This window comes from Bilophila sp., from assembly GCF_057864385.1.
This window is the reverse complement of the sequence record NZ_DBMAFI010000064.1, coordinates 1-17,803: the sequence shown is the minus strand read 5'-3', so window position 1 is coordinate 17,803 and position 17,803 is coordinate 1. Positions and strand designations below refer to the sequence as shown.

Below are 17,803 nucleotides of genomic sequence, written 5' to 3'. Positions count from 1 at the left end.
GATGGGCTTGAGTTGTTTTGGATAGAATCAATGCTTTGCTGTTGAATATCTGAATCAAAAGAAAATCCTATTGCATGTATATTTTTAATTTTTGATATAAAATCAATAAGGCTATCTTTAAAAATAAAAAGCACAAAAAAAGCAAATATCTGCCAACTCATACTTGTAATAGTATTTATAAGATATTTTAAAAATTCACATACAATTTCTATTGTGGATTCCATTTTGCTTTCCTCTTTTTAAGGAGATTTTTTATCAATCTCACCCGATTTGATAAGTAAAAAGCTCATTCGCATCATCTCGGCCTGTCTCATCGCCGTTTCCGTAGCCAGTTACCACATATCCGAGCCGTACTTGCACAAGGTGCATTTGATGACAACCTATGCTTTAGTGTACACTTTCCTTGATACTCCAGTCAATGGACGCATCAGGGCAAAATCATGTCAGGTTGAATGGCTTAGGCTTTGAACTTCCGACCTCCTTTTCTGAAACTTCGAATGGGCCAAAAAGAGGAATTTTCCCCGTTGCTCAAAAAATCAAACTTTGTCAATCCCCCAGCATTTGTAGCCCCTTGATTTGTACGGCAAAAAACCGTGTATATTTTTAGAAGGCCTCCATGTCTCAAAATTCTGAATTATCCATGTTCCCGCATTGATGCCAGAACTCCCCCGACTGTTCGAGATACCATTGACCGGGTTGCCGCCCTGCAAGGCCGGACTCGCACGGATTTTCTCATTGAATCTGCCCTGGAAAAAGCAGAACGGGGCATTGCCGAACAAACTCTGATTCGTCTGACCCTACGTGACCAGGAGTTATTGGCCAAGGCGCTGACTGAAGAAAGTGTATCCGAGTCAAACCGGTTTCTCAAATCCCTGACCAGCGAGTATGGTGAGCGGGTGACTCAGGCATGAAGCTGCTTTTTGGCCTTTTATCCCCCTGCTATGGATAAAAGCGGCTTTAGCTGTGGCGAGGCCGTGGATATCTACCTGCAAAAACTTGCCAGCTAGGATATGAAGCGCGGTTTTGCCACAGCCATAGTTGCCAGGACGGAAACAGCTCTGGATAAAATCATCGGCTATTATACCTTGCCTGCGGCATCTGTCCTTCTAGATAACGTGCCGGAGAAAATAGCTCGCAAGATGCCGCGTTATCCGAATATTCCTGCTGTTCGCCTTGGCAGATTGACGGTTGCATCAAGTATGCAAGGCCAACATGTCGGAAGCCTCATGGTTCTGGATGCCTTGCGTCGCTCTTGCGCCAATGAACTTGCGTGGACCTTGTTTCTCGAACACGTTTCCGCTTTCTATGAAAAATTCTTGTTTCAGCGTTTTTCGGATAACACGCTTCATCTTTGAATGCACAGAAAGCAGGCAAAAGCACTTTGTACATGAGAAGATAAGACAAAATGATATATAAAAACGCAAATTCAAATAATCTATTTTATTTTATACAACATGCCGTTCCTGCATTTTCATCTAGATGACTTATACAGGAACGGCAAGATATTTGAATTAATATCTAGAAGAGTAGTGACTTCTGTGGCTTGAGTGGCTTGAATGACTGTAGTGGCTTGAATGGCTGTAATGGGCAGCCACAAGCATTTCGTCAGATGCTTTGTTCATGACATCGGAAAAATAGGAATTGTCTTGTTTCACCGCGTTCTGCCAAATCTGGGCATCCGCAGGCTGCTGGACTGGTTGTTCAATAGCTTCCAACGAAAACACGCCCATTGCCATGAACAGTAAATAAACGATCCTTCTCATGCCAAACCTCCTCTGAGTTAATGAAAAGGGGTTATATCTTCCACAGGTATCCTCTCTGAAGTGGCAAAAAATCCACTACATTCGGATTTTTGCGAACATTCGTCGCATCCCTGCGTGAAGATGTTTTTCCATGTTGAAATCGACTGTCTTGCAAGGTGTCTTACGCGTTCATCCGCCATACACAGTGGAATGTTGTAAAGCGAAACGGGTAGGCAAGCCCGCTCAAGCAAAAGCGCAGCATCAGAAAGCTCACTTTTATATTGAGTAGGATTGATCATAATGCAATCGATATGTTTGATTGCATCACCGTATAACTCCATAGCCATAAAAGCATAATGCTCACAAAACGGCATATAATTATACATATGCCGTGCCATTTGTGGCAATCGTTTATAGTTAAGCTTCGTGATTACATGCCTAATTTCAATTTTTATTCCTTTTCTAGCCAGGTTGTATATTCCTGCTTCCGTTTTTTCAAAACTACCTGGCTTGCTGACAATTGTGTCATGCAATCTGGGATTGTCACCATGGAGAGAGACACAAAAGATCACATTGGATGTATCGATTTCGGCAATGCGTTCCACAAAATCCATATCGGCGAGTGTCCGCCCGTTTGTGAGAACAGAAATATGCGATTCTGGATGCTGTGCCACGCACTGGGCCAGAAATGCAATAAACTTGTCCTTTATCAGCGTCGGTTCGCCACCCGTCAGGCAAATATCGGAAATCCCGCGTCCTTGTAAGAGCTTAAGAATTTTCCTTGCCTCGCCGTAAGCCAGATTATCGAAATCACTGGGCGGCTGCGGGCACATCAGGCATGACACGTTACACTTGCCGGTCAGAAAAAATGAATTGTGTGGTGAATCGGCTTCCCATACGAAATCAAACTTTCCGCTGTCATCCAGTATCAGGATGTCATCGTCGTTTATTATAGAAATATCTGCCTGCGTAATTGCGCATGGTTGAAAAATACCCTTGCCTTTGCCGGAAAAAATACATCCGGCATAGCCGAGGGAATGCAACCCTGCCTTTTCGCCAACATAGATATGTTTGTGGCGCAAAGCTACTGGAACAGGTTTTGTGGTGGCAATGCCAACAATCCTGTTAAATTTGCTGTTAGGAATTCCTTTGCCCTGTTTCATGTCCTGCCAATCCCGGATTGTTCATTATCCAGCTCCAGATTATCGATTTCCGCTTGTCGTCGGCGTTCCGTAATATCCGCAAAAGTCCTTCAAAAATCCTTTTATGTTTTATACAAAATGGGGTTCCCGCCATATTCCGGCTTTCCTTGCCACTTTCAAGGTAATTTCGCACCGGATCTGTCCCACAGTAAGCTTGGTAAGCGCACCAGCCGCAAGGAACTGTCGTTTCAACACAGGCTGCGGAAATTATTTCCCGCAGCTTTTTACCGCCAAAAATATCCTTGAACGTTCCCTCATTGATATTCCCCAGGCAAAAATGCCTGTCGCCCATGCGGGCAAGCATCCGGGCCTCGTCGGATGGGAAAACCGATCCGTCAAAATCGTAAATCGCCCCGGCTATTCCCACGCCGCTTGGAGACTGCAAGTCCACAAACCCCGTGGGCATGAATGTTAGCATCCTCGTAAAGAGCAGGGTCGCAAAATATTCAGGAAAATAGACCTGCTCATTCAGCTTAAGGATATATTCAAGGGCTTCCAGATACTTTTCGGTAAAATCCTGCATGGGATAACCTATGAGCCGGGCATTCTCGACAGCAAAACCATAAGGATTGAGGGAGCGAATGAATATCCCGTCCATGCCGAGTCTTACATATTCGTCAATGACTTCGTTCAGCCTGTTCAGGGATTCTGCCGAGGTTGTCATGAGCGCAGAAACTCTGTCGCCCACAATTTCTCTTGCCTTTTTTAAATTATGGAAAAAGGAATCATATGTTCCCTTGTCAAATCGAGTTCTGCGGAATTTGTCATGGATATTCCGGGGGCCGTCAAGGGATGTTGAAATAGCAATTTTATGATCCTTGCAAAAATGAAGTTGATCTTCCGTTATGAATATTAGGTTTGAACATATAACGAATTCAACATTTTTTCCAAGTTCGGCAGACCGTTTTTCTGCTCTTTCCACAGTGGCGACGATTGTGGGCCAGTTTATAGTCGGCTCCCCACCCTGAAATTCTATTTTGGGAAAATCGGTGGGAGCGGAAAGGATGAAATCGACTATTTTTTCCGCCGTCTCAATGGGCATGTCGTACTTTATGGAATCCTCATCGGCACTGGATACTTGACAATAGCCACATCTCTGATTGCACCTTAAAGTGATGACCATCATGTGCAAACTTGTGAAATCGCGCAGATATTCCTTACGGGAGCGGTATCTTGCAGCAAGCTTGCGGATAGCCTGATCAACATCTCCAGTGGTAAGAAACAGGTCACTTTCAAGATTGTCAAAAATAGGCGAATTTTCGGAAAGATTGTGCCTTATGAAATCTTCAAAGTCTTTTTGCTTCAAAAAGGTAAAGACCCCGGCTTCATTCACCAGGAGAAAGGAATCGTCAAAAGGAGTGAAGTTGAATGGCAGAATGGTATACATTTACAGCTTCTTGAGCGGAGAAAAAGCCTCCGCGACAATTGTTTGCCTGATCTCCCCAAATTCCTTGTTCAAGTCCAGCCAAGTTTGGTGATCAATAAGCTTGTTCATAAAATCGCGCAAATCAGATTCCGTTAATCGCCTGTTCTCGCCTTTCGGGGAAATTTTAATAATAATTGCTTCGGGATTGCTTCTGGCATCATATGATACATGGTAAAGGCAAGAAACCTCAGCGGACACATCCAGAATACATTTTCCCGTAAAGAACTGCTTTTCAGCAGTGATTACTCCAAAATTTTCATCATCTTCAAATCTAAACGGAACGGACATCATCTTTCATCCATTTCAAAAATTCTGTTTTCGCCGGTTTCAAAATCAAAAACCTCAATTTCTACCGCACCGGGAATACGTTGAATGCTTTCGACTTCAACATCCTTGTATTGACCATCATCATAGTCATAAATTTCAATTGTCCTACCCCTCCTGACAAGATTTCCTTTTTCTATTTCTATAAAACTTCCCTTATCGTAATCATAGCCATCCCACGCCATGCAAGGAGTAGCGAAAAGCATTGTCGCAATAAATAAAAGCTTAATCATCGTAGTCATCTCCGTCAGGATATGGCCTGTTTCAGCACAAGCTTGATATATCTGATGCAAGACAGGCCATTTTCCTTCACATTGCTTTCTATCTCCATAGGGTCATCCTCCATCGGCAACGCGCAAGACAAACATTGTGCGAAGCAGTATTGAACATACTGCAAGTTCAATGTTGGCCTTACAACGCCGTGGGGCGTAAAAAGGCGGCTGCAGCAGACGGGTAATAAGGGCTTCTTCCAGAAGTCTGGGGAAGATATCAGCATGCCACCCCGCCTATTCCCCAAAAATTGTACTTTGCGGTAAGGAGGGGTAAAGGGTACATTTGATGTCCAGCGAGGTTTGACAGGGACTATTTTCTTAGCTAAAAGGAAGAAAAATTGATTTCCCCAAAAAGTACACCTTATTAGACAATACCGCCGCTGTTTTCCCGAAGGCTTCCGGCTTTCCGGTAAAAGGTGCTCGATGGCATCCGGCATCTTCTAGCGGCCTCCAAGCCGGAGATACGGCCATTGAACCAGAGGGCGCAGCTTTCCAGAAAGTTGTCCGGCAAGGGTTTGACCTCACGACCAAAACGCACGCCACGCTGTTTGGCCGCGGCAATGCCTTGGGCTTGTCGGTTGCGGATGTTCTCTCGCTCGTTCTGAGCCACGAAGGAAAGCACCTGCAAGACAAGGTCCGCAATGAAGGTGCCGAGCAAATTTTTGTCGCGTCTGGTGTCGAGCAGGGGCATGTCCAGCACGAGGATATCCACGCGCTTTTCCCTGGTCAGCACGCGCCACTGTTCCAGAATCTCCTCGTAATTTCGGCCGAGCCGGTCAATGCTGGTGATGCAGAGCAAATCCCCCGGCCCGAGCCTCTTGAGCATGGCCTGATACTGCGGGCGCTGGAAATCCTTGCCCGACATTTTGTCCATGAAGATACGGCCCGGCGGTATGGCCTGCTGTTCAAGGACGATGCGCTGGCGGATCTCGTTCTGATCCGTACTGGATACGCGGATATATCCGTACGTTTTTGCCATGACGGTTTCTCCTCCGAGTGGTTTCTTTCTCACAGTTCATCATCCGGGATGTCAGCAACAATGAAGCTGCCGCGTTGTTCGTGTCTCGGAGGCGGCGGGGGGGTGTCTCTCTTTTGGGTTTTCCGTCCTTCCCGTTGCCGTCTGGCTTCGGTCAGATATTTGGTCAGGGTCTGAGGCTTCACCTCTATCCCTTTCTCATGCAGCTTTTCGACGATTTCCTGAGTGTCGAAGCCGCGCTTCTTCATCCGCTCCAGCGTCGGGGCGAGGGTGAAAATGGCCTGCTTCACGGTCATGGTGCGGGTTCCGTCCAACGTGACGGTGGCGGGCTTGAGCTTGGCAAACTCCTGTCTGATTTCTTTCAGTTGACTGGCGGTAATGCTCATGAACTTTTCTCCTGTGGTTGACGGGGGATGTCACCGATTTTGTTTTCTGCCTTTGGCGGTCAAGCGGCACGCTTGCCCACTGGTTTACGCAGTAAACCCTAGTGGGCTATGACTCGCCTTCGAGTCGAGATTCCCGGCGGACGGTCAGCGCATCCTTGAGCGACGGCGTTGCGGCATGGCTTCAGGCTCTTGCGGGACGTGCTGTTCACACTGGGCCTGTCGCCGGGCCTCCGCCTCCTGACGCTCTCGCTCCTGCTGTTCCTTTTCCTGCTGACGCTGGAGTTGCTCGGCACGCTTACGTTCCACGAAGTCGAGATGGAGCGGTCGGATTTCCGGCTGACGCAAAAACTCCTGATAGCCTGCCATGAGCCTTTTCATTTTCTTCAACAGTGTCTCCAGCTCCTCTTTTTCCTCATGGCTCTGCTTCCTGTGGGCCGTGTATTCCGCTTCAAGCTGAGTCTGTTTTGTGCGTAAGGTTTCCATTTCCCTTTGCAGACTTTCTTTCTGCTTTTGAGCAAGGTGTGTGACGGCAAGCGCCTTTTTCAACTCGGTAATGATGGATGACGCTTTTTTCAGCACGGATTGGTAGTTGAATATGGATGCCTTCGGTAAAGCGGAATCTTCCCGAAGAACCTTTTCCGCCTCCTCAGCCTGTTGCTCATACGTTTCAATGTTCTTTTTCAGTTCTTCTTCACGCTGTTCCAGAGCAGCAAGGATTTGTCGGGAATTTTGAGCAAGTTCTTCGGATTCCAGAATCAGGTTGTTCAGGGCTTCCTGTTGCTGCTTGAACTCACGCGTATCCAGATGCTTTTTCGCAGAACCGGGCTTCTGCTCGACGCCGCGCTGAATGTCGAAACCCCGGCCTTGCAGATAGAGGGGCAAGTCAGTTTGCAGTTTTTTCAGACTGGCGCGGGTATAGATGCTGTTGGCGCTGAGTCGTCCGTCTGGCGTTACCGGCACATGAAGAAAGTGCATGTGCGGCGTTTTTTCATCCATGTGTACCATTGCCGAAATGACATTTTCCTTGCCGACAAAATCTGTGAGATAGGCTGCGGCTTCCTCGAAAAACCGTCTGGTTTCGTCTTTGCCCATGCGGGTAAAGAACACCTTGTCAGAACTGACAATCAGACCGCACAGATGCACGGCGTCCTTGCGCACAGCCTTGACCATGAGCAGGTCGTCAATGCGATTCTGGATGGCCTGCATGTAGTTGGCTGAGGCGAATTCGTGGAGATCGTAGTTGCCGGTGCTTCGACTGTAGTCGATGTCGGGGTTGGAATGGCTTTCACGCTCGCGCCGATTGTGCGATTGAATGCCGCGAATGGCGTCTTTCTTGAATTTGTCCATATGTAAAACGAGATAGGACATGGCCTTTTCTCCCTGTTTGTTTTCAGTGGCGACAGCGGTGACAGTGGTGACAATCGGGCAATGACAAGGTATTCCGGCTGTCACCACTCGACTATGGAATGGTGACAGTGGTGACAGGCATAACCCCTTGCGGTTGCAGGCTTGTCACCGTTGTCCCCACTGTCACCGCTCAATCGGACAAGGTTTAAGCTGGATCTTCGTCCGTGTCATCCGGCAGACGCACGATGTAGACGCGCATACGTCCAAGGCCGGGAAGACGCTCCTGAGCTTTCAGTCGGTTTTTATCTGGAGTGCGTAGCCAGCCCGCTTCACGCAAAACACGCACGGCTCTTGTTTCGGCGTACCCTTTGACAATTTCGGCTCGGAAACTTTCCGGCAGAATCAGATACTCGGTTATGCTGCTGCGTGTGCGTCTGAATCCCACACGGTTGGGGCAGGTGTCGGCAACCCTGTCCAGATCCTGAAAGCGGCTTGCCCCGTGCTGTTCAATGAACAGGCGCACGACCGCGAGGATGGCGGCATCCTCGGAAGCGCCGATGCCGCCACGCGCAGCCAGCCAGTCATGGAAACAACGCTTGGCACAGCCTGAAGCGTCAAAGTCCGCAGGCAGAATCTCCATTTGCACGGCCAGACCTCCGGCCAGTCCACAAAGCGCGAAGCGTTGGGCCACGCGCCGCACCTGTCCGTCCGCTCCGGCAGGCACAAGACGACTGACCGTGTTGGCAAGAGCCGGTTGCAATTCGGACAGAACCATCTTCATGGTGTCGGATTGGGTCAGCTTGTGCAGGAAGGCGCGGCCCGCGTGACCGTAATGGAGAGAGGTCAACTCCTTGATGTGATTGACTACGGCCCCGGCATGGGGAAAACCGTGCAACTCGGTGAGCATGGACGTATCAACGGGAAGCCCGACAAAACGGACTTCCTGCCCGCCTCTGGATTTCAACCCGTTTTCCGCCAGCTTGTCGGCAAGGCCGAGTTCGCCGCTGGAGAGAAAGAGCAGACGCCAGGAATGGGATTTGCGAAGATTGCCCTCACGGCTGGAACGGCCCTTGCCCTGACCATTGGCCAGCATGTAGGCGCATTCGGCCAGAATCTTGCCGTTGACCTGCCCGACTTCATCCAGAATCAGCACATTGTCGTTGTGCAGGACAGCGATGTTTTCAAGGCCGTTGTCCGTGGCGCGCCAGCTTCGGACGTGTTCCGGCCCGCCCCAGACCGAGGCGGCAATCTGGAGGGCTGTTGTCTTGCCCGATGACGAACCACCCTCAAAGCTGAATCCGCCGCCTTCCAGACTGGCCAGACGCAGCAACGGCCCGGCAAACGCCGCGCACAGAGCGAAGCTCAGTCGGGAATTGCCGATGGAGAGTGCCGCTACCTCCTTCCAGCCGTCCAAGGTTCCGGCAGTGCGGTACAGATCACCGTGATGTGCGGATTGCAGAACCACACTTTCGCCGGAGGTATCGCCGTACACGGCATCCGGCAGGATGTAAGCGGCATTGTCCCAGCCGGTGCGGGGAACACAACGAATACGCCGGGCGGGTCTGACGGTAGCCAGAAAATCTACCAGTTTTTTTCTGGCAACGGGATTGCCGAACCAGCCGCCGGAAGCCAGGGCGCTGTACCAGTCTCCGTTTTGCCGGAAAAGCATTTCAACGGGCATGGGCCAGGTGTGCTTCTTGGCGTCCGGGTCAACCCATTCGAGCATGAGGCCCCATTCGTTGCCCTCGCTGTCGCGGGTCATGCCTTTCACGGAGAGCGGAGGTCCGATACGGATTTCATTCAGCTCGCCGTCCGGTTTGGTTTCCAGCTTGTACAACCCGGCACGTTTGCCTTCCGGCACAAGAAAGAAGCCCTCCGGCATGGGGCAATCAACATTCTGTTTCCGTGCCGCTTCCACAACAGCGCGAACGGCCTCAAGGGAACGTAAGCGGTGAAGATCGTTGAAATCCGTGGCCTTGCCGTCATGGGGCGGACAGACGGCCAGCTTGCCGCCCACAGCCTGCGCCGCGCTGGAAGCCGCTTCCCTGCCGGGATTCCACGGCGCTCCGTCGGCTTTGACGCTTTCACAGTCGTTGTCCGCGCAAAGTACCAGCTCTCTGTCTGGATAGGATTGCCGTGCCATGCGGGCCACGGCTTCCAGATTTCTGGCGTTGAAGGCAACCAGTGCCGCGTATCCGGTGGCCAGATGCAGACTGGCCGCCGTGGCATAGCCCTCAGCAATGAGCAAGGGGCCGTCCTTGGTTCCGTTTTTGGCAGGAATGGAGAAAAAGCCGCCGGACGTTTTGCCGCCCTTGAGAAAGAATTTGTCCGTCCCCTCGGAGGGCTTGTCCGGCAGGATGAATTGCAGGCTCTGGATTTTGCCGGACGGGTTCAGCACAGGAACAATCAGACGTCCGTCCTCCGTCTGCCGCAGACCGATGGCCGGGACTTCCTTCCGTTGCAGGTAGGGATGGTTGTCCCCGACAGGACTGGCATGATTCCAGATACTGATTGCCAGCGTTGCGGCAGCCTTCCAGCGCCGTTCCTGCTCGGCCTTTGTGTCGGCTTTGGCGGCGGCAAGGCGCTCGTGCAGAGCCTTGCGCTGGGCGGCGCTGAATTCCCTTTCCGGCCTAGCCGTCCATGTTCCCTCATCGCCAGTACGCCAGTTTTTCCACCAGATGGAGGCCGGAGTATCCAGAAATGCCTTGTACGCGCCGTCCTTGCGGCGGGGCCTGTCCGCTGTGCCGCAACGGTGCAGGAGGCCGTCGGCCTGCACGACCTCGACCTCCAGCCCCGCTGCACGCAGACACTCGGCAAAGCTGTGCAGAATGTCGGCGCTCATTGCGGCCTCCAAACATAGGCATGAAGGCTTGCGCTACCTGACATTGTCGTCACCGTTACCCAGGCGTTCAATAAGCTCCCTGATATCCTCAACGCGCCAGGCTGTGGTGCGGGGGCCAAGCTTCACTGGTTTGGGGTAGCGGCCTGTTCGGCAGCCTTCCCACCATGCGCTTTCACAGATGGGGATGCAGGCCAGAATCTGGGGCAGACGTACAAAGCCGAATTCGGGGAACGATGCTTTTTGCTGTGCCATAAAAAAATCTCCTGAAGGGTGTTGGTCTTCAGGAGACTCTGGCACGTTTGGAAAAAGACCCGTGAGGGAATTTGGCGGGAAAAAGACGGGAAAACGCGGGAATGTGGGAATATGGGGCTGAAAAATCAACCTTTGACGATACAGTAGGCGTCCGCTTTTTTGAGAAGGTCGTTCATCTGGTTTCGATACGACTTGGGATCGCTGTATTCCTTTTCAGCGAACAGGCGGCCCAACTGCGTTTTTCTGCCCACTGGGGTCTTGTGTCCGGTTTCGGGCTTGTCGGCATCGCACCAGTAAAACAGTACATAGGCAATTACGGGGAGAGGATAGGAATCTTTCATGTCCTCGTAGACGGCATGATCCGGTTTTCCTCGCCAGACAGTGGATGGAATCCTGAAAACAAGTCTGCCGTCTTCCGCTTCTTCCACGGCTGGCTGTTCTGTCTGTACTTTGGGACTTTCAGGGGGCATGGCTTTGAGAATGGATTCCACAAGCGCGCGAGTGATCCCCTTCACTTCCTTGTGCAAGGGATAGTTGCGGAGAAATCTGATGGTGTCATCCCGATTGACAAGAATGGTATCAACGAAAATATGCGAGATGAAGTGATAGCTTGATGCTGGTATCGTGAATATCGATTCTTCAAACAGGGGAGAGTCTGGCGAGTATTGGTCAAGGCAATCTTCTGTCTCAAGTCTTTTCAGGGAATGGAACAGAAACTCCTTTTCTTCAGGAAATATGTTTTCAATTTCATCATACGTTTCTTCCAGAATATACTTGAGCCCCAGTTCAAGGACATTGGCATGGATATTCCCCGAAAGTTTTCTGAAAAAGTCCATGATGTCACACCCGAACAAATGGGTATGAAGCCTTTTGTCTGACAGACACGGTTGCGGTAAAGCAGGACTTTCCATGTTATAGACGGTCTGATTGCTGTCAGCGAAGTCTTTCCAGTACGCTTCATGCGCTCTGCGCCATAATTCCGCAGGAAAAACGGCATGAGGCCACATCGCCTGAATGATGGCTTCGACTTCGTTCGAGGTCAGCCGGTATGCCTGCCGTACCCTGCCGAGAGATATTTTTTGCTGGTCCAACATGGAGGAAAGCGTAGCTCAAACGCCGTGTTCGGACAATATGGAAACAGGCGGCGAGGATTTTGCGGGGCATCGTATACGAATGCCGATCTGCAACTATCCGTGCCGCCTGTGTGGGCAACTGGCATATTTTTCAGCTGTACCATGCCCGGATCATGTCCATGTCGTCATAGCCAGCCTGTCTCATGCGTTCTCTGGTTTCTTCGCTCCAGCCGGTATCGGCAACGGTAATCTGTTCATTTTCAGGTATGTTGCCGATAGTGACGAACGTATCCTGTTCCGGGGATTGAGGCGATTTCATGGAATGAATGGTATCGGGCATTGTTGTCTCCATGATTATTGTTTAGAGGAACGTAACTTGTCTAAATAGTTGGCCCATTTCTGCATAAGCTGCCGACGTTCCTCCATGTATTCCGCACGATTGTAGGCAAGACGCACGGTATCCGGTTCCTTGTGCGCAAGTTGCGCTTCAATGACATCCGCTCTGAAGCCAAGCTCATTGAGCCTCGTGCTGGCCATTGCCCTGAAGCCGTGCAGGGTCATGGATTCCTTGCCGTAGCCCATGCGTCGCAACGCGGCCAAAGGCGCGGCATCGCTGATGGGGGTGGAGAGCGCGCGGGCGCTGGGGAACAGCAGTTCACCGTTGCCTGTATAGGTGTGAAGCTCTTTCAGCAAAGCCAGCACCTGTTTGGACAGCGGCACCACATGCTCACGCCGCATCTTCATGCGCGAAGCCGGGATGATCCAGATGGCGTTTTTGCAGTCAAACTCACTCCAGTGCGCCAGTCGCAATTCCGAGGGGCGAGTGAACACGTAGGGCAGGATTTTCAGGCAATATAGACAACGGAGGTATAGCCGACATAGGCGTCAATATCCCGCAAAAGCTGGCCAATGTCGTCAGGCAGGGTGACGGCGGCGAAATGCGTTGTCTGCACCGGTGTCAGAGCTTCGGTCAGCCCCGCCGCCACATCATATTTGACGCGGCCTGTGATGCGGGCATAGCGTGTGACCTGTCCGCACAGGCGCATGAGCTTGTGGGCTGTTTCGTGATGGCCGAGACGCTCCGAGGGCTGAACGATCTGCAAAAAGTCGGCAGGTTCAAGCTGGGTGACAGGTTTTCCGCCAATGACCGGGAAAATCGTATTTTCCAGATAACGGCGCAATTTTTTGGCGTGCTTTTCAGAGAGTGTCGGCTCGTACTTGACGAACCACTCACGCGCCAAAACTCAACAGTTTCTGCTTGCCCTCAAACCTGTAGGCCATGCGCCACAATTTGCTGCCAGTCGCCGTCACATGCAGGTACAGGCCGCCGCCATCAGAAAGTTTTTGCACCTTGCCGTTGGCTCTGGCGTTCCGCACAGCGGCATCAGAAAGTTTCATGTTGGTATCCTCCAAAACAGTCCAGAAGTGTGCGGCGAAAACCGGAAAAATACACCTCCATCCATTTGAATTCAAAGAAAATTTGTAGTCTGCTGGTATTTCGCCGTGCCGAAATGGCGTCGTGGTATTGGTACCTGCGAATCTACCAACGATTTTTGTGGGTGTCCATGTGGGTACTTGGCTTTTACTGGACAAAAAGAGAAGGCCGAAACCACGTTTTTCTTAGTGATTCCGGCCTCCTATGGACCATTTTGGACTTTTTATTGGTGCGAAGGGGAGACCCAATCACAAGGTTCAATAGGTTGAAATCAGAGATAAAGTATAACAGACGCCTTGTAAATACCGTTCCAAATACCGTTGGCAAGTTTTTGTGGTTAGCCTGTTGAAGTTATTGAGGAAATAAATTTTGACTTTGTGTCTGAAAATAGGAATTAATATATAATAAATTCAGCATGTTAGTGTCATAAAAAATCTTAAAGTCATCCGAAGTATAGGTTCAGTTCTCCTCCAAAGAACCTAAATAAAATGAGAATATTTCTCCATAAGCCGCCATCGACAAGTAGAAAGGGATTGTTTCAACTGTCCTGGCTGGGCTATAATGAAAGTTTCTTGATGAGCCGAAAAAATACTCTGGGATACGGTTGACATTTCAAACACCATGAGTATTTATCTAGAATATTATAAACCTCTAATGACGAGGATACAAATTATGCCAAAACAAACTCATGTCATCCCTACAGATAATGGTTGGGCATCAAAGGACACAGGGAATGAAAAGGTATCAAGAGTTTTCTCCACAAAACAAGAGGCTATAGATTGGGCGCGAAATCATAGTAAGATTGAAGGCAACGAATTGTTTATCCATAATAAGGATGGTAAAATAGCAAATAGAGACTCACATGGGAACGATCCATGCCCCCCTAGAGACAAAAAATAAATCACAAAATTTTTATAATACAACTGCAAGAGTATCAGAGTATACCCTGATACTCTTGATTAATTTAAATTTTATATTCTCTAAAATTAGCAAACAAATCCCCAAAGTTGGAGGGTAGATACTTTTCAAATTCGTCCTGCGGAACATAAACAAAATCATACATTACTTCTGGTTGCGCCTTGTTCACATCCTCGCACCACTGGCGCAGGCGTTCCATTTTGAGCGGAGTATCCAGATCAGCATTGCCCTTGGTCTCCACAATCACGATGCGGTTTTTGGGCAGTCTGACGATGAAATCCGGGTAGTAGTAGGAAATATTGCCGTCCCTATTAACATAATCAAGCTTGAAATTGACCGCAAGGTAGTTTTTGGCGTAGGCCAGAACATCTGTGCAGCTCTCCAAAAAGCTGGCAAATTCCAGCTCGAAATGGCTATCGCCGATTATGCGGTTGAAAACCGATTTTTTGGCGGGCAGGGACTCCTGTTCGGTAACCATGAATGGCCGCGTATTGCGCAGCCTGATGTGGTCACGGATTTCGGCATCGCCCTTGTCCCTGACTGTCAGCGCGTTTATCGCCTTTTTGAAACTCTCGATAATTGTTTTGGTGGCCGCCAGTTCTGAAAGATTGCGCATGGTGTTGGCGTCATCAAGCTCCACCGGCCGGTCAAACAAGTTATCGCGCACGAAGGCCTTCACCGAAACGGGAAGATTGAAGTAGATTTACCTCAAAAATGACAGCGGTTAAAACCGCCTTAGATTTTCCATGTGATTTCAATATTCCCGTTTGCCACCTTGATAACTTTGATTAAAGCGTCCACAACCGCCTGCTTATCCTCAAAGGAAATGTCCTGCCATTTTTTCACATGGTCGGTTATCTGTCCCATTTTGCTTTCTGTCTTAGAACAGGTAAGGGATACGATTTCTTCCTGTAAGGTCTGGCGTTCTGCGTCTAACTCGGAAACCTTGTCATTGATGTACTTCATCAAGATAGAATTTGCGCTTCCTACTTTGGAAAGTAAGTCACCTATTTCCTCGTCTATCTGTGCCAAACGGATTTTGTTCTTAGATACTTTAGGGGTGGATTGGTTTTCTTTTTCGTCGGACAGCTTTTTAAACTCGGACAGCTTATCACGAATGGCGTTTAACATATATTCTTCCAGAACGTCGGCGTAAACCGTACACCCTGTCCCTTTGCAGTTGCCGTCATGTCCTCCTTGACTGCAAACAAAGTAACGTCCCCATTTCGTTTTTGCTTTCCTGATTACCAAAGCATATCCGCAGTTACCGCATTTTACTTTCCCGGTCAGCCATGAATTTTTAGGCTTGCAGGTTTTTGTTGACTGGCGGTTACTTAGACAGCGTATCCGGCAGGCTAACCATGTGGAAGAAGAAATAAAACCTCTGTGCGGTGCTAATACAATCTCTTTGTCGGTAAGGTCGCATTGTTTTCTGGTAGTTGATACCGTCCCTTTGTAGAGATAGCAGGCATTGTAGCCCGTAAAATCACTCGCCGGGTTGTAGACGTTTGCGCCTTGACTTTTGAAGAAATTATATACATCAATGTCAGCTTCCACATATACGGGATTTCTCAGCATATCGCTTAGTCTTGCGGAGTTCCAGGAGCTTCCGCGTAAATGCTTAATGCCATGCTTATTCAGATACCGTATAATGTCGCCCAGAGAATTTGACGGGTCAGCATACATGGAATAAATAAGTTTCAGTTGTTCGCTTTCCTCCGGGACTTCTTCATACATGGAAGTACGGATATTATCAATGACCGTACTCTTTAAGCGATACCCATACGGAATACGCCCGCCCATGTAAAAGCCCCGTTTATTCCTTGCATAATAAGCGTCGGTTACTCGTTTTTGAATAGTTTCCCGTTCAAGCTGTGCAAACACAATACAGATATTCAACATGGCTCTGCCGATTGGTGTTGAAGTGTCAAACTTCTCCGTAGAGGAAACAAATTCAACATTATACTCTTGAAATGTTTCCATCATATTAGCAAAGTCCAGTATTGAACGGCTGATACGGTCTAACTTATAAACGATTACCCGCTTAATCTTCCCCGCCCGAATGTCGTTCATCATCCTTTCAAAGTCCGGTCGGTTGGTATTCTTCCCACTAAAACCTCTGTCGGCATATTCGATATAGGGGTCGCCGTGGGTTTCATACCTGCAATATTCAAGCTGGCTTTCAACGGATATACTGTCTTTTTTCTCTATTGACTGTCGTCCATATAATGCGTCATACATCATGTTTTTGTCCTTTCGGCAAAAACATAGTGCATAAGCCGCCCACACTTACATTATACCAACGGACGAATACTCTTTCAATCCGGTTAAACATATTTCTGGAATATTTTAAAAAGCTGCCGCTCGATTTCCCGTTTGGCAGCTTCCTGTGATTTCCGTAAATATTGTGGACGGCGGTTTGTTATGGTTAAGTTCATTTTCTGCTGATTGATTTCGTCTTTGTCAATCATATAAGTAACTTTATCTTCCACAAAACATACCCCCTTTGGTATTCCGTACATCTTATGAAAGACAGCAAGTACACTATTACAAGGTAAAAATGAGCTTACCGGACGGCTGTTAGCATAGCTCCACGGGACTTTCACCCCTCCGGCGGTCTGCCGAAGCTCTACCCGTTGCCTGCGACGCTTTGAACGCTCGGACTACGGCGGTAAAGGAGTATCATTGTACCGATATATGGATTATGGCGGCAGAGTTGCTAAGTCTGCTTTGGAATGCTGATATTTCCCGCTCGGTTTGTCCCTCCTTTCGTCGTCGCGTATCAGCCCAACGGCTCCCCATATATCGAACGTATCCGGTTTGCCCTATACTGCGCCGCCGTTATCTTGCGCCGCTTTCTTTGTCAAGGTTCAGGTAGTGGCTATGCTCGTCAGCTTTGGAACGGAAAAGGGGAAAAAGCGTTCCGTTGCTGATTGCAGTTATTCGGCTTTGAAAGCCAGAACAGCCAACATCAGTTTTGCTTGCAGCCGTTCACGAATATCCTCGTCCACGCCGAAATAGACGTTTCCGCGCTCGTCGTACAGCGTCCGCATGGAAAGGCGGGCTATGTAGCCGCTGAAATGCTGCAAGACCATTTTCATAGCGTCCGGGTCGCCCTTCGTCGCTGCCAGAATGACAGGATAGGGTACAAGGGCTTTATCCGTAAAACCGGACTGATTACCATTCGTCCCATTCATCAGCATTTTCCTCCAGATATTTTCTTAACAGTTCAAAAGAGCTTGTCCGGCGATACTGTATTGTGCTTCTTGACGTATTGAATAACTTTGCAATCTTTGTGTCATTCATTCCCTCAAAGTAGTACAGCAGTATAGCCTTGCGCTTTTCTTCCGGCAAAGTACGGATTGCTTCAAGAAGCAGTTTCAGCGTGATTTTCTTCCCGCCCATTTCGTAGCTCGGTTCATCATCTTCCTTTTTGAAATACTCGTCAAAGGAATGAAGCTGCCGCGCTTCTTCTAAGGTCATGTCGGAAAAGGTTACTTCCTTTTCCGAGGGTGTCAACTAAATAATGACGCAATATCTTTCCAGCTTCCATTGACATGGAATCTGGCAAAAAGTGCCATTGTCAGGTCTACCATTTCAAGAGTTTT

General features: G+C 49.1%; 20 protein-coding genes and 1 pseudogene. 3 read left to right on the top strand and 18 right to left on the bottom strand.

What is annotated here, in order from left to right; translation table 11 throughout:
- A partial coding sequence (locus tag ACZM8Y_RS15015) for a hypothetical protein (RefSeq protein WP_489501854.1) occupies positions 1 to 224 on the bottom strand: 224 nt, incomplete at its 3' end.
- A 369-nt stretch (positions 225 to 593) separates the two neighbouring features.
- Here ACZM8Y_RS15015 and ACZM8Y_RS15010 point away from each other — a divergent pair.
- Positions 594 to 911 (top strand): type II toxin-antitoxin system TacA family antitoxin, encoded by a 318-nt coding sequence (locus tag ACZM8Y_RS15010; RefSeq protein WP_482334591.1) that lies wholly within the window; start codon positions 594 to 596, stop codon positions 909 to 911.
- Positions 912 to 1,010: 99 nt separating this feature from the next.
- Complete coding sequence (locus tag ACZM8Y_RS15005) at positions 1,011 to 1,355, top strand: hypothetical protein (RefSeq protein WP_482334589.1); 345 nt, start codon at positions 1,011 to 1,013, stop codon at positions 1,353 to 1,355.
- A gap of 156 nt (positions 1,356 to 1,511) precedes the next feature.
- Here the strand turns inward: ACZM8Y_RS15005 and ACZM8Y_RS15000 are convergent, their stop codons facing one another.
- The 13 genes and pseudogenes from ACZM8Y_RS15000 to ACZM8Y_RS14940 all read right to left on the bottom strand — a co-directional run bounded on the left by ACZM8Y_RS15000 (position 1,512) and on the right by ACZM8Y_RS14940 (position 13,240).
- The gene (locus tag ACZM8Y_RS15000) at positions 1,512 to 1,763 is read right to left on the bottom strand and encodes a hypothetical protein (protein ID WP_482334587.1); all 252 of its coding nucleotides are present in this window, start codon (positions 1,761 to 1,763) and stop codon (positions 1,512 to 1,514) included.
- Between the two features lie 17 nt (positions 1,764 to 1,780).
- Positions 1,781 to 2,905, bottom strand: coding sequence for a His-Xaa-Ser system radical SAM maturase HxsC (gene hxsC, locus ACZM8Y_RS14995; RefSeq protein WP_482334585.1), 1,125 nt, complete (start codon positions 2,903 to 2,905; stop codon positions 1,781 to 1,783).
- Positions 2,880 to 4,331: a His-Xaa-Ser system radical SAM maturase HxsB gene (gene hxsB / locus ACZM8Y_RS14990; protein WP_482334583.1), complete on the bottom strand. Its 1,452-nt coding sequence runs from the start codon at positions 4,329 to 4,331 to the stop codon at positions 2,880 to 2,882. The genes hxsC and hxsB overlap by 26 nt, the downstream gene beginning before the upstream one ends.
- On the bottom strand, positions 4,332 to 4,661 hold the full coding sequence (locus ACZM8Y_RS14985; RefSeq protein WP_482334581.1) for a hypothetical protein: 330 nt from the start codon (positions 4,659 to 4,661) through the stop codon (positions 4,332 to 4,334).
- Entirely contained in the window at positions 4,658 to 4,936 is a 279-nt protein-coding gene (locus ACZM8Y_RS14980; protein WP_489501853.1) for a DUF5334 family protein, read from the bottom strand. The genes ACZM8Y_RS14985 and ACZM8Y_RS14980 overlap by 4 nt, the downstream gene beginning before the upstream one ends.
- A gap of 394 nt (positions 4,937 to 5,330) precedes the next feature.
- Positions 5,331 to 5,945, bottom strand: coding sequence for a recombinase family protein (locus ACZM8Y_RS14975; protein WP_483972045.1), 615 nt, complete (start codon positions 5,943 to 5,945; stop codon positions 5,331 to 5,333).
- Between the two features lie 29 nt (positions 5,946 to 5,974).
- Positions 5,975 to 6,328: a protein MobC gene (locus tag ACZM8Y_RS14970; RefSeq protein ID WP_482333957.1), complete on the bottom strand. Its 354-nt coding sequence runs from the start codon at positions 6,326 to 6,328 to the stop codon at positions 5,975 to 5,977.
- Positions 6,329 to 6,472: 144 nt separating this feature from the next.
- Positions 6,473 to 7,696 carry a MobV family relaxase gene (gene mobV, locus ACZM8Y_RS14965; protein ID WP_489501852.1) on the bottom strand — a complete coding sequence of 408 codons (1,224 nt, stop codon included), beginning with the start codon at positions 7,694 to 7,696 and terminating at the stop codon, positions 6,473 to 6,475.
- Between the two features lie 184 nt (positions 7,697 to 7,880).
- Entirely contained in the window at positions 7,881 to 10,517 is a 2,637-nt protein-coding gene (locus ACZM8Y_RS14960) for a DUF927 domain-containing protein (protein WP_482333953.1), read from the bottom strand.
- 33 nt (positions 10,518 to 10,550) lie between these two features.
- The gene (locus ACZM8Y_RS14955) at positions 10,551 to 10,769 is read right to left on the bottom strand and encodes a helix-turn-helix transcriptional regulator (protein WP_482333951.1); all 219 of its coding nucleotides are present in this window, start codon (positions 10,767 to 10,769) and stop codon (positions 10,551 to 10,553) included.
- 125 nt (positions 10,770 to 10,894) lie between these two features.
- On the bottom strand, positions 10,895 to 11,863 hold the full coding sequence (locus ACZM8Y_RS14950; protein WP_482333949.1) for a hypothetical protein: 969 nt from the start codon (positions 11,861 to 11,863) through the stop codon (positions 10,895 to 10,897).
- 130 nt (positions 11,864 to 11,993) lie between these two features.
- Positions 11,994 to 12,182 (bottom strand): hypothetical protein, encoded by a 189-nt coding sequence (locus tag ACZM8Y_RS14945; protein ID WP_482333947.1) that lies wholly within the window; start codon positions 12,180 to 12,182, stop codon positions 11,994 to 11,996.
- A 14-nt stretch (positions 12,183 to 12,196) separates the two neighbouring features.
- Positions 12,197 to 13,240, bottom strand: a pseudogene (locus ACZM8Y_RS14940) (tyrosine-type recombinase/integrase).
- A gap of 658 nt (positions 13,241 to 13,898) precedes the next feature.
- Between ACZM8Y_RS14940 and ACZM8Y_RS14935 the strand changes: the two are divergent.
- Positions 13,899 to 14,177 (top strand): DUF2188 domain-containing protein, encoded by a 279-nt coding sequence (locus ACZM8Y_RS14935; RefSeq protein ID WP_337381726.1) that lies wholly within the window; start codon positions 13,899 to 13,901, stop codon positions 14,175 to 14,177.
- 64 nt (positions 14,178 to 14,241) lie between these two features.
- On the opposite strand, the gene ACZM8Y_RS14930 is transcribed toward ACZM8Y_RS14935, so the two are convergent.
- The 4 genes from ACZM8Y_RS14930 to ACZM8Y_RS14915 all read right to left on the bottom strand — a co-directional run bounded on the left by ACZM8Y_RS14930 (position 14,242) and on the right by ACZM8Y_RS14915 (position 17,678).
- Positions 14,242 to 14,862, bottom strand: coding sequence for a restriction endonuclease (locus ACZM8Y_RS14930; RefSeq protein WP_302982698.1), 621 nt, complete (start codon positions 14,860 to 14,862; stop codon positions 14,242 to 14,244).
- Between the two features lie 68 nt (positions 14,863 to 14,930).
- Positions 14,931 to 16,439 (bottom strand): recombinase family protein, encoded by a 1,509-nt coding sequence (locus tag ACZM8Y_RS14925; RefSeq protein WP_242963592.1) that lies wholly within the window; start codon positions 16,437 to 16,439, stop codon positions 14,931 to 14,933.
- A gap of 695 nt (positions 16,440 to 17,134) precedes the next feature.
- Entirely contained in the window at positions 17,135 to 17,392 is a 258-nt protein-coding gene (locus ACZM8Y_RS14920) for a helix-turn-helix domain-containing protein (RefSeq protein ID WP_087164029.1), read from the bottom strand.
- Complete coding sequence (locus ACZM8Y_RS14915; RefSeq protein WP_489501851.1) at positions 17,373 to 17,678, bottom strand: RNA polymerase sigma factor; 306 nt, start codon at positions 17,676 to 17,678, stop codon at positions 17,373 to 17,375. The genes ACZM8Y_RS14920 and ACZM8Y_RS14915 overlap by 20 nt, the downstream gene beginning before the upstream one ends.
- Positions 17,679 to 17,803 lie beyond the last annotated feature (125 nt).

What these genes read in the sequence shown, in the direction of transcription:
- ACZM8Y_RS15005 (WP_482334589.1), top strand. Translation starts at nt 1,011, where the DNA reads ATGAAGCGCGGTTTTGCCACAGCCATAGTTGCCAGGACGGAAACAGCT.
- ACZM8Y_RS15000 (WP_482334587.1), bottom strand. Translation starts at nt 1,763, where the DNA reads ATGAGAAGGATCGTTTATTTACTGTTCATGGCAATGGGCGTGTTTTCG.
- hxsC (WP_482334585.1), bottom strand. Translation starts at nt 2,905, where the DNA reads ATGAAACAGGGCAAAGGAATTCCTAACAGCAAATTTAACAGGATTGTT.
- hxsB (WP_482334583.1), bottom strand. Translation starts at nt 4,331, where the DNA reads ATGTATACCATTCTGCCATTCAACTTCACTCCTTTTGACGATTCCTTT.
- ACZM8Y_RS14985 (WP_482334581.1), bottom strand. Translation starts at nt 4,661, where the DNA reads ATGATGTCCGTTCCGTTTAGATTTGAAGATGATGAAAATTTTGGAGTA.
- ACZM8Y_RS14980 (WP_489501853.1), bottom strand. Translation starts at nt 4,936, where the DNA reads ATGACTACGATGATTAAGCTTTTATTTATTGCGACAATGCTTTTCGCT.
- ACZM8Y_RS14975 (WP_483972045.1), bottom strand. Translation starts at nt 5,945, where the DNA reads ATGGCAAAAACGTACGGATATATCCGCGTATCCAGTACGGATCAGAAC.
- ACZM8Y_RS14970 (WP_482333957.1), bottom strand. Translation starts at nt 6,328, where the DNA reads ATGAGCATTACCGCCAGTCAACTGAAAGAAATCAGACAGGAGTTTGCC.
- mobV (WP_489501852.1), bottom strand. Translation starts at nt 7,696, where the DNA reads ATGTCCTATCTCGTTTTACATATGGACAAATTCAAGAAAGACGCCATT.
- ACZM8Y_RS14960 (WP_482333953.1), bottom strand. Translation starts at nt 10,517, where the DNA reads ATGAGCGCCGACATTCTGCACAGCTTTGCCGAGTGTCTGCGTGCAGCG.
- ACZM8Y_RS14955 (WP_482333951.1), bottom strand. Translation starts at nt 10,769, where the DNA reads ATGGCACAGCAAAAAGCATCGTTCCCCGAATTCGGCTTTGTACGTCTG.
- ACZM8Y_RS14950 (WP_482333949.1), bottom strand. Translation starts at nt 11,863, where the DNA reads ATGTTGGACCAGCAAAAAATATCTCTCGGCAGGGTACGGCAGGCATAC.
- ACZM8Y_RS14945 (WP_482333947.1), bottom strand. Translation starts at nt 12,182, where the DNA reads ATGCCCGATACCATTCATTCCATGAAATCGCCTCAATCCCCGGAACAG.
- ACZM8Y_RS14935 (WP_337381726.1), top strand. Translation starts at nt 13,899, where the DNA reads ATGAGTATTTATCTAGAATATTATAAACCTCTAATGACGAGGATACAA.
- ACZM8Y_RS14925 (WP_242963592.1), bottom strand. Translation starts at nt 16,439, where the DNA reads ATGATGTATGACGCATTATATGGACGACAGTCAATAGAGAAAAAAGAC.
- ACZM8Y_RS14920 (WP_087164029.1), bottom strand. Translation starts at nt 17,392, where the DNA reads ATGAATGGGACGAATGGTAATCAGTCCGGTTTTACGGATAAAGCCCTT.
- ACZM8Y_RS14915 (WP_489501851.1), bottom strand. Translation starts at nt 17,678, where the DNA reads ATGACCTTAGAAGAAGCGCGGCAGCTTCATTCCTTTGACGAGTATTTC.